The following is a 13,939-nucleotide window of genomic DNA, read 5'->3' on the forward strand; positions in this document are numbered from 1 at the left end:
TACTTTTTGTTAGATTCCTTTATTTTGTACATATACAATAAATGTATATAGAAATAAGAAAAGGATGATGTACGTGAAGGACACTGTTTTACAAGAAACAATTTCTCAGCAAGAATTACATAAAGTTGTTCAAAAAAATACAGCTTATTATGATTTTAAGTGGGGTAAAGTAGAAAATCCTGTGCAAGGGAATACATGGAATTGGGTAGCCTTTTTCTTCCCAACTTTTTGGTTAGCTTATCGTAAAACGTATAAGTTATTTATTATATTTGCGTTATTGGCTATACCTAGTATAGTTATACCCCCTTTTATAGATATTCCAGATGGGATTTATATAACATTTAGTTTAGCTCTTCAATTAGGAATGATGATATTTACTGGATGGCAAGGAAACCGTTTATATTATAAGCATGCTGTTCGTGTTTTTCGTAAGGGAGAAGATGCGTCTGATCATGAGAAGGCGTATTTCTTACAATCAAAGGGCGGCGTTAGTGTAGCTGGTATGATTGGTTTACAGATTATAGTCGGGATTGTGTTTGGTTTAGCTGCGTTAGGGCTGTCCTTTTTACCAACTGAGCCGAATATTAAAAACGTTGTTCGTTCAAGTGATGAAGGGGTTACTTTAGAGATTATGACTGATAATCCAACTTGGAAGTTTGTGAAGAAAGAAAAAGAGTATGACGTAGTAGAGTTTACTGGTTATGATTATACAGAGAAGAAAAATGTGAAAATTAAATTTGCTGTTTATTTCGATGAAGATTATTTCGAGTGGCAAGAGGTATATGAAAATAATAAGAAGTTAAGTGAAGAAGAAGTAGAAGAATATCAAATTTATATTGAAGAAAATAATTGGGGTTTCTAGAGGGAACTCGTTCATTTTGAAAAGAAGAATCTTGTGAAGATTCTTCTTTTGTTTATTAGGGGAGAGAGAAATGATTTCAGCATTAATAGAAGCTCTAATAGGATCTATTAGTTTAAGTACGGGTTTACACACGAAAAAGATTGATGCTAACATACTTTACTTGCAGCAGTATGAGTGGTTTCGAATGATGTATGAAGACGAGAAGTATCGAAAGTTATTTATTACGAACTACAAAGTTCGCTCATATTTACAAAGTAAGCTGAGAGTTCGATTGCTGGTAAAAAATAAAAATGCACAACGAAGATTTTTAAAATTAGTAGAAGAGCAAATGGAAAAAAGGCATACGAATTGAAATTTTGTAAAATACAATAAAAAATGAGAATTTGAGGTAGGGTTGTCAATAACGTGAGACTATGGCACTATAAAGAAATGCTATACAAATTTTATTTATCGAGATGTAAACATCAATTTTGATTTTTACGTATAAATAATGAACGGAGGAAATGAATTTATGGCTACTTTACCAAATTGTCCAAAATGTAATTCAGAATATACGTATGAGGATGGCGTTCTTTTCGTATGTCCAGAATGTGCTCATGAGTGGGGCCAAGACGCAGAAGCTGAAAATAATGATGGTGCAAAAGTTGTAAAAGATGCGAACGGAAACGTTCTTCAAGATGGCGACGCTGTTACTGTTATTAAAGATTTAAAAGTAAAAGGAACTTCTTCAGTTGTGAAGATCGGTACGAAAGTAAAGAGTATCCGTCTAGTTGATGGCGATCACGATATCGATTGTAAAATCGACGGTTTCGGAGCTATGAAGTTAAAATCACAGTTCGTTAAGAAGGCGTAAGACAATAAAAAGAGGGGGCGAATAGCCTCCTCTTTTTATTATGTCACTTTTTGTCGGTAAATCGATATTTCGTGCAAAATCGTTGATATATTCTAAGTTATGATAGATATATTTGAAAAATCGTTGATATATTGCAAGTTATGATAGATATATTGAAAAAATCGTTGATATAATTTCACTCACCGAGAACAGGGCATCATTTACTGAGCGAAAGTTACGATTCACTTCGCATCATAGTCAACCTCTTTCAACTGACATCGCTTATTAAAGAACGTTTTATATCCAAGCTGTAAAAAGATAATGACAGCGAAAGCGGTACTTCCTGAAATACCGAGTATGATAGCGATTTGATATTGAATGGCTGTGAATGGTGATACACCGGATAATATTTGACCAGTCATCATGCCTGGTAAGCTTATAATTCCCATTCCGACCATAGAATTAATTGTTGGTAAAATAGCAGAATCAAAAGCGTCTCGAATGAGCGGAGCAGCTGCTTCTTTCGGTGTTGCGCCGAGCATAAGTGCACCTTCAATTTGACCTCTTTGCGATTTCATATTGTTTAAGAACGTATTTGCGCCGAGAGAAACACCAGTCATGGCATTACCGACTAACATTCCCGTAATAGGGACGATGTATTGCGGAGCATACCAAGGGTCATGACCGATAATAACAAAGATAAATAGTAGAAGTGGCCCAATTGATCCAGCGACCATGGAAAGGGCGGCTACTCGTTTTAATTCTTTAGACATTGGGATATTAACTCGTTTATAAATATTAAAAATTGCAAAGGTAGTAATAGAAGTAATGAGAGCAATTGTATAAAATGGATTACTGTTTTCAAATACGTATGTAAGGACATATGCAACAAGTACGAGCTGAATCGTCATACGGAATGTTGCGAGCGCGATTTGTTTTTCACGAGGTATTCCTTTTAATTTTACAAGTCCAATTAAGATAAGGATAAAAATATAGGTAGCCGCCAGTTGCCAAATTTGGAGTTCAATAACGCCCTTCAATAGAGAGCACTTCCTTTCTAGTTGCACCGTTTGTTTTACTAATTTCAATAATGTCGTCTGCAATTTCTTTTGGAAGTTGTTGCGAGTGTGTGATGAAGATAACTGTTTTTTTCTTTTTTCGTGCTAGTTCAGTAAATTGTTTCATAACGCGGCGTTCTGTATCATTGTCTAGTGCTGAAGTGGGTTCATCTAATAAATAGACAGGCGGATCCATAAGTACAATACGAGCAAAGGCAAGTCTTTGTTTTTCACCGCCGGATAATGAGGAGGCGCTATCTTCTAATTGCTTGTCTAAGCTAACGGTTTGTAATGCACTCCGCAGGGCATCATCATTTGGAAATGGTTTTTCAGAAAGACGAAGTCCCGTTAATAGGTTTTCTTTAACGGTTCCATCAAAAATAGGTGGAGTTTGCCCAAGCATAACTACGTCACGACGTAATTGAATAGGCGGATAATCAGAAATTAACTTTCCGTTATATTCAATTGTACCGGATGTTGGAGATTGTAAATCGTTTAACATGCGAAGCAATGTGCTTTTTCCACTTCCACTTTCACCGATAATGCAAGTGATTTTTTCATTTTGAATCTGTAAATAAGGAATGTGTAGGATATCTTTATATATAACGTCTTTTAATATAAACATAAATCGCTCCTTTCTGATTCTATTTATATCGTATCAAAAAAGGGAGGATAAGGGTTATAAAGAGCAACGTTTTTTCTTCATCTTGAGTTTTATTAATAAGTTAAGTAAACGATCTAATTCTTGGCTGAAAGAAATCACTTTATTATGAGTTAATCCGTATCGTTCAACGAGATAGATTAACTCTTTCTTTTTCGCTTCTATTCGATTGTTTAGTTTCGATAAGTTCATAAGTTGAATGTAATGCCTCCTACAAAAGTATTTATCACATAAAAAATAAGACCGAATGAATTCGGTCTTAAAGGAAATAATAAGACAACTTACAAATAGCATACACTGTTTATCAATAGTTTTTAATATAAAAATGAAAAATAAATCATTATACATATTGAGAAAGATGTGTCTGATAATTTTTAAAAACTGATGCAAAGAGGCTGTCTACATAGTAGACAGCCTGTAAGATATTAACCCTTATGATATTTGTACATCCAAAGTAGACCGGATTTTAATAATCTTGGTACACGTCCCATTAATGGTTGGTTTGCAAGTAAACCGAAGCCATGCTTCTTACCAAGAGAGCCGAGAACACCTTTTAATTTGATTACAGGTAGTTCGTCAGGAAGTGGTTCATTGTTCCAACGTTTTAATAATATTTTGACAATTTGCTCTCCTTGACCTTCAGCAAGTTGGGCAGATGGAGCGTGTGGAAGTGCTGCGCAATCTCCTACAACATACACGTGCTCGTTATTTGGAATATTATGATATTTAGTTAAGACAACCCGTCCGCTACCATCTTGTTCAACTGGAAGGTTTCGAACAACTTCATTTGCTTGAATACCAGCTGTCCAGACGATTGCATCACATTCAAGTGGTTCATCGTGGTTATACACAATATTTGGTTCCACTTTTGTAATGTTAGAGTTTCTTATAATAGTAACTTTATGTTTTACGAACCATTCTTCTACGTATCTACTTAATTTCTCTGGATACGGGAATAAAATTCTATCTTTTCGATCAAATAAATAGATTTTTAAATCAGAACGACTTTCGCGAAGTTCACTGGCAACTTCCACACCACTTAAGCCAGCGCCAACGACAGCTACTGTTGCATTTGGTTCTAGGCTATTTAATTGTTCATATGTCTTACGTGTTTGTTCAATCGATTGTAGGCTATGTGTATATTCTTTCGCCCCAGGAACGTTATGATATTTATCCTCACAGCCAAGACCGATAATTAAATCATCATATTGGATCGCTTCGCCGCCATCGAGATGAACAGCTTTTTCTTCGAGATTAATATTTGTTATTGTGCCGTATTGAATATTGAGTCGTGGGTGCTCGGGAAACGGTATACGAATATGTGTTTCTGAAATAGTACCCGCAACTAATGCATAATATTCAGTTTTGAAGCAATGATATGGTACTTTGTCGATTAATGTCACTTGTACATCATCTGGAAGTTGGTTGCTTGGAAGTAGCCTTTGTAGAATTCTCATTCCACCGTAGCCGCCACCTAGTATTACGAGGTGTTTCATGATGGATTACCCCTTTTCTGTTGAAATATCCCCTAATCATAAAATTTTATATTAATAAAATATTTTGACTTTACTCAATCAAATTATATCGAATTTGTGAACAAATAACAATGCATGAATGAATACTCTGTTGTACAATAAGAAGAAAAGTAAAGTAAACTGTTTTGCCTTTTTAGTTACTATTTTATTGCAAGTAGCATGTTATATAAAATAAAACCATCTACTTTGAAGTGAAATAGTGAAGTAACTAAATAGTTTAGGATGTATAACGAAAACAACAAGAGACAGCTTAGTTTTCTTCTTATAGATGAAGTCAGAAGGTAATTTGTTTTGTAGTACAGGGGGGAGAATTTTGATTAAACCATTAATTGAATTTTGTGTAGGTAACCTTGCAAGTGGTTCACAAGCAGCTTTAGAGAAATTAGAAAAAGATCCGAATTTAGATGTAATGGAGTATGGTTGTTTAGGATATTGTGGCATTTGTTTTGAAGGACCGTTTGCACTTGTAAATGGTGAAGTTGTACAAGGTGCTACAGTAGAAGAACTGGTCAATAATGTATATGATTATTTGGATGAAAATCCAATGTTTTAAGGTGTTGCAATCAGCAGCACCTTTTTCATTAGATAAAATGTTATTTCGTAGGGTAGTTTAATACTATAGATAAATAAAAAAAGGCCCTTTTTAGAAGGGCTTTTTTCTTACACAATGTGTGTAAGAGTGGCTCATCGCCAAACGTTGTCAAATATGAGAAACGGGGGACATTCATATTGTGTTCTAAAAGCATGCATTCTATACTTAAAATAACAAATTATTTTTGGAGTGAATATAAATGAGCCAATTTTCTTTTACAAAAATGCATGGTCTTGGCAATAGTTATATATATGTAAATATGTTTGAAGAACAAATTCCTGAAGAAGATCTAGTTCTTGTGGCGGAAAAGGTTTCAAATATTAATACTGGTATTGGAGCAGATGGGATGATTTTAATTTGTCCATCTGACGTAGCTCCGGTGAAAATGCGCATGTTTAATAATGATGGTTCAGAAGGAAAGAGTTGTGGTAACGGTTTACGATGCGTAGCGAAATATGCGTATGAGCATAAACTAGTAGAAGAAACAGTTTTCACAATTGAAACGTTAGCTGGTATTGTAACAGCGGAAGTAACGGTAGAAGAAGGGAAAGTTACATTAGCGAAAATCGATATGGGAGCACCGCGTTTAACACGTGCAGAAATACCGATGCTTGGTGAAGGTGAAACACCATTTATTCGTGAAAACTTCTTATACAATAATCATCGCTATGCATTTACAGCTGTTTCAATGGGGAATCCGCATGCGGTTATTTTTGTTGATGATGTAGAGCAAGCACCTCTTACAACACTTGGTCCAGTCCTGGAGACACATGAAATGTTCCCAGAGCGAGTAAATGTTGAATTCATCGAGATTTTGAATGATGCAGAGATGAATTTCCGCGTTTGGGAACGTGGATCTGGTGTAACGCAAGCTTGCGGAACAGGAGCGTGCGCTGCAGTTGTCGCTGCTATTTTAAATGGAAAGATGGAACGTGGTAAGGAAATTACAGTCCATTTAGCTGGCGGCGATTTAATGATTGCATGGACTGAAGAAGGAAACGTGTTGATGAAAGGGCCTGCGGAAGTAATTTGCCGCGGAGTGTATGAGTACAAGATAGAAGCGTAAAGATGTATAATAGAATGAGAACAGAAAGGATGGTGTATTTCATGATTGAAGTAACAGAACAAGCAGCTTTTCAAATTAAAGATATGTTAAAAGATGCTGAAGATGGAGAGAAGTACGTGCGCCTTGCTGTACACGGCGGCGGATGTACTGGCCTTTCTTACGGCTTAGGATTTGAAGTAGAACCAAAAGAAGACGACACAGTTCTTGAGTTTTTCGGTGTTGAATTTGTTATCGATACAGAAAGTGCTCCAATTGTTAAAGGAGTAAAAATTGATTATAAACAATCGATGCTTGGCGGCGGATTCACAATCGACAATCCAAACGCAATCGCATCATGCGGATGCGGATCATCTTTCCGTACAGCGACGAATGCTGGTAAGCCAGAAGAGTGCTAAGTTTTTAGCAGAAATAGAGAAAGACCTTTTTAGCGATGAAATAAAATCGTTAAGGAGGTCTTTTCTTTTGCCGTAAAATCCTGATTGGTACGGGCTAATTAAAGTTTCACTTTATCTTTGCATAGATGCATGTATCAGCTAGTTGTTTACCGCCAGCTGAAAAATCTTCATTACGCAATATCCCTTCAAGTTCAAAGCCTAGTTTTTCAGGAATCGCACGACTTTTCGTGTTATTAGATTCACATTGGATTTCAATCCTTCTAAATTTGAATAACTGAAATCCAAGGTTTGTTAACACACTTACTGTTTCTGTCATATATCCACTGCCACTAAATTGCGTGTTAATCCAATATCCAATTTCGCATTTAGAAACCTTCCAATTAATTCGATGAAGGCTAGCCGTTCCAACAAAATCATTCGTCTCCTTATGGTAGATAAGATAGCGAAAGCTTTCTCTTTTCAAAAAATCTATATGCGCATTTCTCAGGAGAATTTCCGTTTCTTCAACAATAGGAATGGACTGGAATAAAGACAACCATGGCTTTAATTCACGAATTGAATCTTTAATAGCTTCATGTACTACATTCCCTTCACCTGCTTGAAGTGGTGCTCGAAGAATGAGTCTGTCTGTTTCTATTTGTAACGGAACATCTAATAAAATAGGATTCATATTATTTCTCCTCTCGAAACCTTTAAATTATGACAGAATGAAACTTATATCATAAAAAAACTTTCACCCAAAAGAAATAATTCTTGAGGACGAGAGTCGCAATTTATAATAAATGAATTGAAAAATACTTTATCTCACTAATAGAAAATCACGTCACAGCATCACTATTAGTTATTATAGAACTGTGTGAAGTACAGGAATATAGTAAAGCTTATCTTCCCATAAAGGAACCTCTCAAAAACGAGTAAACAATAAATATATATTCAATTCATCATTTAGAAATCCCTTTTCACATATTGAAAACTAAACTATCAGTTGGTACAGCAGCATTAGGCTGTTAAACTAATGCATATGTTAATTGAATAAGGAATTATTATTTTTTAACCTGCTTTAAATTGAACGCATAATTCAAGATTGATTATCTAAACACAATCGCATCATGCAGATTTGGATCATCTTTCCGTACAGCGACGAATGCTGGTAAGCCAGAAGAGTGCTAAGTTTTTAGCCAAAATAGGAAAGACCTTTTTAGCGATAGAATAAAATCGTTAGGAAGGTCTTTTATTTTGGCGTTAAAACAGAAAATGCATGTAAAGTTACTTTAGAATTTAATTTAAATGTTATTATATATGGGATATATGATTAATCGAGTTTCATATTGTTCGTTTTAAGATAAGATTATGCAACAGAAATGTAAATGAATAGGAGAAATATACTATTTATTAGTTATATTTAATGTTAATATTTGTAACGAAGATGATTGGTGACCATGTTTGGATTAGCTGTAGCTGCATCGGTTATGACTAATAGGTAGATTTATTCCATAAAAGCCCGATTGGTGAGGGCTGATTAAAGTTTCACTTTATATAAAAAAGGTGCATGAGGGAGAAGGCTATAGCAAATTGTATAGAACTGAATAGTTCCGTATTAATTAAAATACGTTGATTACTAGATATTAAAAAATACCGGGGGGATTAGAGTGAAGTCATTTAAGAGAGTACTTATAGTAGGGATGGCGTTGACTACAGTATCGATTTTGGGAGCTTGTTCTAGCGATACAGACGTATTAACAAAAGTAGGAGTAAAGCAACCAGCGAAGGCGGAAGGTGACGTACTAAAAGAACAGAAGAAAACACCTATGACTACGAGTAAACGTGAAAGTATTAAAAATGAGGACGCTCCATCATCACAGAAGCGTTACATTTCTCATGATGAATCTAAAAAGATTGAGGAAGGTATGATGTATACGGATATTCTTAATACGATTGACTACGGTGGTGAGAACATAAAACATTATAATAACAATGAAAAACGCGTATTTTATACTGAAAAAGATACGGATGGTACATATGAAATTATGGTTGAATTAAATACATATGGTTACGTTGTGAATATTGAACGTACTGCTATAAAGGATACAGATAAAGATACAGATAAAGATACAGAGAAAGATACAGAGAAAGGTAAAGAGAATCGGGTATCTACGAAACGTATTGAAGAGCCTGTAAAGGAATATGAAGAAAAAAACGATCGTGTACCGTGGTATAAAGATGTAAATAACAATTCGGCAGCAGTAAGTTACAATCACTATTTGAAAATCAAAAAAGGTATGCCTGCGAATCAGGTAAAAGCTGCAATTGGACAGCCACATGTGATTGAGAAATATAAATCTTATTCAGTATATGACTATACGGGTTATGGTGGAGAAGGATCATTACGTGTAATCTTTGAACCGAATGGAACTGTTACGGATGTAGTGGAAGACGGTTTACCACGATAATAAATTAGTTACGGGAAGAGTTGTAGTAAAGTTTTCGTTGATTTTATAAAGTTTTTGGGAGCATACCCGAATATAGATGGAAAGTGTTTTTATTAGCCATGTTAACTATAGTATCAGTATTTACCGAAGTTTCTTCCAAATTCAATAGCGTTATTGTGGATGTTGTTGTCGTATTATTCTTGTTGGTATATATCGCAGTAGGACAGCGGTTGTAACTGAACGTAAGAGGACGCGTAGTAGCAGCTTCCTTTTGAAATAAGGAGGAAAATATGATGGAGGATATTCTTGAATTCATAGGGAGATACGTAATTAAACCTATTATTAGTTTAGTGAGATATCTTGTAATAGAGATTATAATTGAGGGCATAATAGAAGGCGTAATAAACGGTATAAGGAAATTACGTGATAAATGGCGAAATTGGCGTGAAAGACGTTATTGGCGGTAGTGTAGGTGATGAGTGTGCGAAACAAAAACGTTATACAGAAGTTATGAAGAAGTTTAATGAAATAATAGAAAACGACTTGCATTTAGAATCTGTACTCGTTCCAATTGGTGATGGAATGAAGATTTCTAAAGTGAAGAAATAATTATTATCTTACAAAAGTGTAATGTTCATGTCATGTTTTTGAATTTCTTCTTTAAGCTCTGCGCTTTAAGATAAGAATATAAGAAAAACATATGAGGTGAAGGAAATGAAAAGATACATTGCACTATTTAGTATTTTAGTTGTATTTGCAAGTCTGTTAGTTGGTTGTGATATTAATCGTTTAGGAAAAGATGAGTATTATCTTCAAATTAAAGCTGATGGAATTGAAAAAAATGAGAAATTTGATAACGGAGAGCCACATAAATATTTCGAGTATAAATTAAAAGGATTCGATAAAGGTGGAGAAGAAAAAGAATTGGAATTCACAGCACAAAAAAACCTTCGTAAAGAAGCATTCCTACGCGTATACAACTCAGATAAAAAAGGTGTAACAGCTTGGGAAGAAGTGAAGAAAGACGAGCTTCCAGCGAAAGTGAAAGAAAAATTAGGCGTGAAATAAGACAGATAGAAAAGGAATTGACGAACAGGGTCAATTCCTTTTTTTGCTTTCAAATTCTTCTTCTGAAAAGACTTTAAATCCGTATCTTTTAAATAAAGCAGTAGTTACCCCGTAACCAGTTTGCTTATTACCGTTAAATTCTCCAGTATAAATCGTAGAACTACCACAAGATGGACTACGTTCCTTTAAAATAATATATTCTGGTTGTAAATTTTTAATTTGTTCTAATGCTTTATAAGCGCCATTTACGAAAGCTTCTGTGACATCTTCACCATCTTTTGTCATCACTTTCGCTTTTCCGTCCAAAACGTCGTCGCCATTCCCGCCAATAATTTCAGCGGAAGGACGAGGCGTTGGTAGTCCCCCTAATACTTCAGGACAAATGAGGACGGTATCTTCTTTTTGCAGAAGCTCCTCTATTTTTGAAACGAGATTGTCATTTCCGTCATATCGACAAGCGATACCACCTAAACAAGCGCTAATTACGATCATATTTTCATCTCCATTAAAAAAATATTAAATTCCACGCCAAATTCTCTTCCTGCCTCTTACTTATAAATGAGGTGATATAAATGGGAAGCTTATATAATTTAATGAAACCATATAGTGAATTTCGAAGTAAAGAAGAGTTTAATACATATCAAAAACAAGTTTTGAAGTGCTACCGATTTCAATTGAATAAAAATGATTCTATCATTATTCATTTTTTAGGAAAGTATGCGGTGAATGAGAAACAAAAAACAGTAGGAGTCGCCTGTCCGTTAATGGAGACGATTGCGAAGAATGTTGGAAAGAGTATTCGTACAGTACGCCGTTCAATTGCAAAGTTAGAGGGACTAGGAATTATAAAGCGTGTTGCAACAAAAGAAAGACATAAGCGCGGCGGGTATAGTGCGAATTTATATATTTTTCTTATATCTGCAATTGACCGCATGGATGACCGTATGAAAATGTCCGCTTGTAAAAGTGAGGATTATGCAGCTGGCTGTAGCGGAAAGGAACAAAAAAACGAGAGGGAAACAATTCTTTCTAAAAACATTCCACAAATAAAAGAGAAAAGAAAAATAACGTACGAGCTTGATGAGACGTATTGCCGTCATGATATACCGAAGCCTTTTATATACGCACTTCTGCCGATGACGAGTAATCCGAAGAAGATTAATATATTTTGGAGTAAGGTAGAACTTGCATATAAAAAGAGCGGATTGCTAGAGCAAGGTGTTTTACTAGAGCAAATATTAGCTGATGAAGAAGTGTATGGAAATTTCATTTGGCGAGTGAAGAGTGTCGTGAGAGCTTATAAATACGGGGAAATCCGTAAAAATGTGAAGGCACTTTTATATAGTACAGTGCGAGATTTATTTTTAGAGGTTGGATTAGAATGGGGAGCGGCACTGAGAAGAAGTAAGGGGATAGCGTTATTTGATCCATTTAAAAAGGAGCCATGCGTATAATACATGACTCCAAGTAGCTAGTCGAACTTTCTTACAACTGGAACACGAATCGCTACAAATAGTACGAAGACGATAACAGCAATTGCACCGCTTTTCATAACGGTTACGATTGGAATTCCCAGTGCAAGTGCGATTGATGTGAATGCATAAGAGAGCGGGATAAAGCCCATTGATGATAGCATAAGTAAGCTCATTACGCGTCCCATCATTTCCTCTTTTACTGTCGATTGAATCATCGCCATAAGCGGAACGATAGCCATTGCAATTGTAATACCATAAAACATGCCGGCTAATAGTGCTTGCCAAAGTACGGTGCTAAAGTTGATGGCTAAGAAGAATACACCAGACAATAGCATCATGATAATACAAAAAAGACCGCGCCTACGATTAATATTTTTTAAACCGACAATGACAGCACCGATTGCCATTCCGCCGCCTACAGATGCTTCTAAGTAACTAAACTGGAGTGAATCACCATGCAGCACGTTTTTAACAAAAAGCGGGAAACCAACTTGCATCGGGCCGATCAAAAATAAGTTTAAAAAGGCGCTACAAATAAGGAAAGTTGAAAGGAATGGTGATTCCTTTACATATAAGATTCCTTCTTTAATGGAAGTGAACATACCTTTATCCGTATCTTTTAGTTCTGGCATCGTAAATTGTATTTTTTGAACGAGTATGGCCGCGACAATCAGTAATAAAATTGTAATAGAAAATATTGTCTCGTAGTTTGTGAATTTGATAAGAATTCCGCCAAGTACAGGGCCTAAGATGACCGATGCTTGGTTCGTCATTTGTGTAAGTGAATTCGCTTGTGTTAACCGGCTTTTTTCTACCAATTCCGGTAAGATAGATCCATCTGCTGACCAGAAGAAAGCATCGGCAAGTCCAAAGAATAAAGCGAATAAAGCAAATGTATATAGTGTTACATCACCAACGATAAACCATGTGAGAATGGTTGCAACAAGAATCGCTCGAATAATATTGGAGTAAAACATAATGTTTTTTTTCGGGAATTTATCAGCTACAGCGCCGCCGATAATCATAAAAATAAGCCTTGGAACACTAAGAGCTACGAAAACAACACCGAGTGAAGCTTCAAGGTTTAATGTTTTTGCTATGTACCACGTTTGTGAAAAAGTAAAAAAGGCTAAAGCAAAGCTTGAAAAAAGAGTAGCTGCCCAAAGAAAAAGGAAATTCGTATTTTTTAATAACGGTTTTCCGCTTCCTTCTAAAGCAGTTTTATTTTGTTGTAGTTCCTCCATATTGCTTCCTTTCTATGTGACAAATTTAAACTAAAAAAACAGTAAACGCCCGATTGGTGAGGGCTAATACTCAATGAGAGATGTCCCTCGCTGATTATAGTTTCACTTTATACAGTTTCTAATATTTCTATACTGCACTTTCTCATTGTAGACAATAATAATGAATTTGCACAGTGGCTATTTAACGACAAAAAAGAAGATACCAAATGGTATCTTCTTTTTTGTCGTTCAGGCTAATGCAATATAAATATCCAATTGTACGTTGGTTGGATCTGTTGCTTTTTCATCATAAAGCTCAAAGTCTGTTGTAAAAGCACGTTTATTTTCTTTCGACCATTTCCAAATATATTCCCAAGCTTCGCAAACGACTTCAGCAACTGGTCCCTTTCTCGTTGTAAATACCGCATACGTAGCGGCGGGTATTGTTAAAGTTGTCATATTTTCAGGAACTTCTTTTAGTGAAGAAACGGGCATACCGATTGTAAATGTATATGTACCAGTTTCAACTGATTCGTAGTTGGAGTAGAAAGCGAGTGTTTCTTTCGTTTGTTGATTTGGGATGTGATGCATCATTTGTTCTTGAAAGTATCGGTTCCAGAGCTCGGGAATTTTTCCTTCAGTAGATGCTTCTTTTTCATTAGTCGTCGTAACCGAAACGCCGATTGCTTGGAAAGCTTCTTTTTTTACGATAATGGGTTCGTTTATCATTACAAATTCCTCCT

18 protein-coding genes and 1 pseudogene are annotated in these 13,939 nt (G+C 35.5%); 11 read left to right on the top strand and 8 right to left on the bottom strand.

Going from position 1 to position 13,939, the window contains the following annotated elements; genetic code table 11:
• The first annotated feature begins 64 nt into the window (after positions 1–64).
• The 3 genes from ACYFX0_RS25475 to phnA all read left to right on the top strand — a co-directional run bounded on the left by ACYFX0_RS25475 (position 65) and on the right by phnA (position 1,715).
• Complete coding sequence (locus ACYFX0_RS25475; RefSeq protein WP_460272000.1) at positions 65–862, top strand: DUF2628 domain-containing protein; 798 nt, start codon at positions 65–67, stop codon at positions 860–862.
• Positions 863–932: 70 nt separating this feature from the next.
• Positions 933–1,214, top strand: coding sequence for a hypothetical protein (locus ACYFX0_RS25480; protein ID WP_000622255.1), 282 nt, complete (start codon positions 933–935; stop codon positions 1,212–1,214).
• A 159-nt stretch (positions 1,215–1,373) separates the two neighbouring features.
• A complete protein-coding gene (gene phnA, locus ACYFX0_RS25485; protein ID WP_000212735.1) occupies positions 1,374–1,715 on the top strand; it encodes an alkylphosphonate utilization operon protein PhnA in 342 nt (113 codons plus the stop codon).
• Between the two features lie 221 nt (positions 1,716–1,936).
• On the opposite strand, the gene ACYFX0_RS25490 is transcribed toward phnA, so the two are convergent.
• From ACYFX0_RS25490 to ACYFX0_RS25505, 4 genes are all read right to left on the bottom strand, one after another.
• Positions 1,937–2,734, bottom strand: coding sequence for an ABC transporter permease (locus ACYFX0_RS25490; RefSeq protein ID WP_460272001.1), 798 nt, complete (start codon positions 2,732–2,734; stop codon positions 1,937–1,939).
• Positions 2,718–3,377, bottom strand: coding sequence for an ABC transporter ATP-binding protein (locus ACYFX0_RS25495; RefSeq protein ID WP_000470267.1), 660 nt, complete (start codon positions 3,375–3,377; stop codon positions 2,718–2,720). The genes ACYFX0_RS25490 and ACYFX0_RS25495 overlap by 17 nt, the downstream gene beginning before the upstream one ends.
• A 54-nt stretch (positions 3,378–3,431) precedes the next feature.
• A complete protein-coding gene (locus ACYFX0_RS25500; RefSeq protein WP_001054092.1) occupies positions 3,432–3,605 on the bottom strand; it encodes an aspartyl-phosphate phosphatase Spo0E family protein in 174 nt (57 codons plus the stop codon).
• Positions 3,606–3,838: 233 nt separating this feature from the next.
• The gene (locus tag ACYFX0_RS25505) at positions 3,839–4,909 is read right to left on the bottom strand and encodes an NAD(P)/FAD-dependent oxidoreductase (RefSeq protein ID WP_460272002.1); all 1,071 of its coding nucleotides are present in this window, start codon (positions 4,907–4,909) and stop codon (positions 3,839–3,841) included.
• Positions 4,910–5,261: 352 nt separating this feature from the next.
• On the opposite strand from ACYFX0_RS25505, the gene ACYFX0_RS25510 reads away from it, so the two are divergent.
• From ACYFX0_RS25510 to ACYFX0_RS25520, 3 genes are all read left to right on the top strand, one after another.
• Positions 5,262–5,501 carry a YuzB family protein gene (locus ACYFX0_RS25510; RefSeq protein WP_000595025.1) on the top strand — a complete coding sequence of 80 codons (240 nt, stop codon included), beginning with the start codon at positions 5,262–5,264 and terminating at the stop codon, positions 5,499–5,501.
• 238 nt (positions 5,502–5,739) lie between these two features.
• On the top strand, positions 5,740–6,606 hold the full coding sequence (gene dapF, locus ACYFX0_RS25515; protein ID WP_000077409.1) for a diaminopimelate epimerase: 867 nt from the start codon (positions 5,740–5,742) through the stop codon (positions 6,604–6,606).
• A 41-nt stretch (positions 6,607–6,647) separates the two neighbouring features.
• Positions 6,648–7,001: a HesB/IscA family protein gene (locus ACYFX0_RS25520; protein ID WP_000573830.1), complete on the top strand. Its 354-nt coding sequence runs from the start codon at positions 6,648–6,650 to the stop codon at positions 6,999–7,001.
• Positions 7,002–7,107: 106 nt separating this feature from the next.
• Here ACYFX0_RS25520 and ACYFX0_RS25525 read toward each other — a convergent pair whose 3' ends face one another.
• Positions 7,108–7,671: a GNAT family N-acetyltransferase gene (locus ACYFX0_RS25525; protein WP_460272003.1), complete on the bottom strand. Its 564-nt coding sequence runs from the start codon at positions 7,669–7,671 to the stop codon at positions 7,108–7,110.
• A gap of 407 nt (positions 7,672–8,078) precedes the next feature.
• Here ACYFX0_RS25525 and ACYFX0_RS25530 point away from each other — a divergent pair.
• From ACYFX0_RS25530 to ACYFX0_RS25545, 4 genes and pseudogenes are all read left to right on the top strand, one after another.
• Positions 8,079–8,171: pseudogene (locus tag ACYFX0_RS25530) on the top strand (iron-sulfur cluster assembly accessory protein); the annotation flags it as partial.
• A gap of 479 nt (positions 8,172–8,650) precedes the next feature.
• Positions 8,651–9,451 (top strand): hypothetical protein, encoded by an 801-nt coding sequence (locus ACYFX0_RS25535; protein WP_247727628.1) that lies wholly within the window; start codon positions 8,651–8,653, stop codon positions 9,449–9,451.
• A gap of 402 nt (positions 9,452–9,853) precedes the next feature.
• Positions 9,854–10,039: an O-methyltransferase gene (locus ACYFX0_RS25540; RefSeq protein ID WP_044783984.1), complete on the top strand. Its 186-nt coding sequence runs from the start codon at positions 9,854–9,856 to the stop codon at positions 10,037–10,039.
• Positions 10,040–10,144: 105 nt separating this feature from the next.
• On the top strand, positions 10,145–10,498 hold the full coding sequence (locus ACYFX0_RS25545) for a YxeA family protein (protein ID WP_000833121.1): 354 nt from the start codon (positions 10,145–10,147) through the stop codon (positions 10,496–10,498).
• A gap of 30 nt (positions 10,499–10,528) precedes the next feature.
• On the opposite strand, the gene ACYFX0_RS25550 is transcribed toward ACYFX0_RS25545, so the two are convergent.
• Positions 10,529–10,990, bottom strand: coding sequence for a 2-thiouracil desulfurase family protein (locus ACYFX0_RS25550; protein WP_000635492.1), 462 nt, complete (start codon positions 10,988–10,990; stop codon positions 10,529–10,531).
• A gap of 80 nt (positions 10,991–11,070) precedes the next feature.
• On the opposite strand from ACYFX0_RS25550, the gene ACYFX0_RS25555 reads away from it, so the two are divergent.
• The gene (locus ACYFX0_RS25555) at positions 11,071–11,952 is read left to right on the top strand and encodes a helix-turn-helix domain-containing protein (protein ID WP_460272004.1); all 882 of its coding nucleotides are present in this window, start codon (positions 11,071–11,073) and stop codon (positions 11,950–11,952) included.
• Between the two features lie 17 nt (positions 11,953–11,969).
• On the opposite strand, the gene ACYFX0_RS25560 is transcribed toward ACYFX0_RS25555, so the two are convergent.
• Both ACYFX0_RS25560 and ACYFX0_RS25565 read right to left on the bottom strand, forming a co-directional pair.
• Positions 11,970–13,217, bottom strand: a complete 1,248-nt coding sequence (locus tag ACYFX0_RS25560; protein WP_247727601.1) for an MFS transporter — start codon at positions 13,215–13,217, stop codon at positions 11,970–11,972.
• A 228-nt stretch (positions 13,218–13,445) separates the two neighbouring features.
• A complete protein-coding gene (locus tag ACYFX0_RS25565; RefSeq protein ID WP_460272005.1) occupies positions 13,446–13,925 on the bottom strand; it encodes a GyrI-like domain-containing protein in 480 nt (159 codons plus the stop codon).
• Positions 13,926–13,939 lie beyond the last annotated feature (14 nt).

Source organism: Bacillus sp. NEAU-Y102, assembly GCF_054788175.1.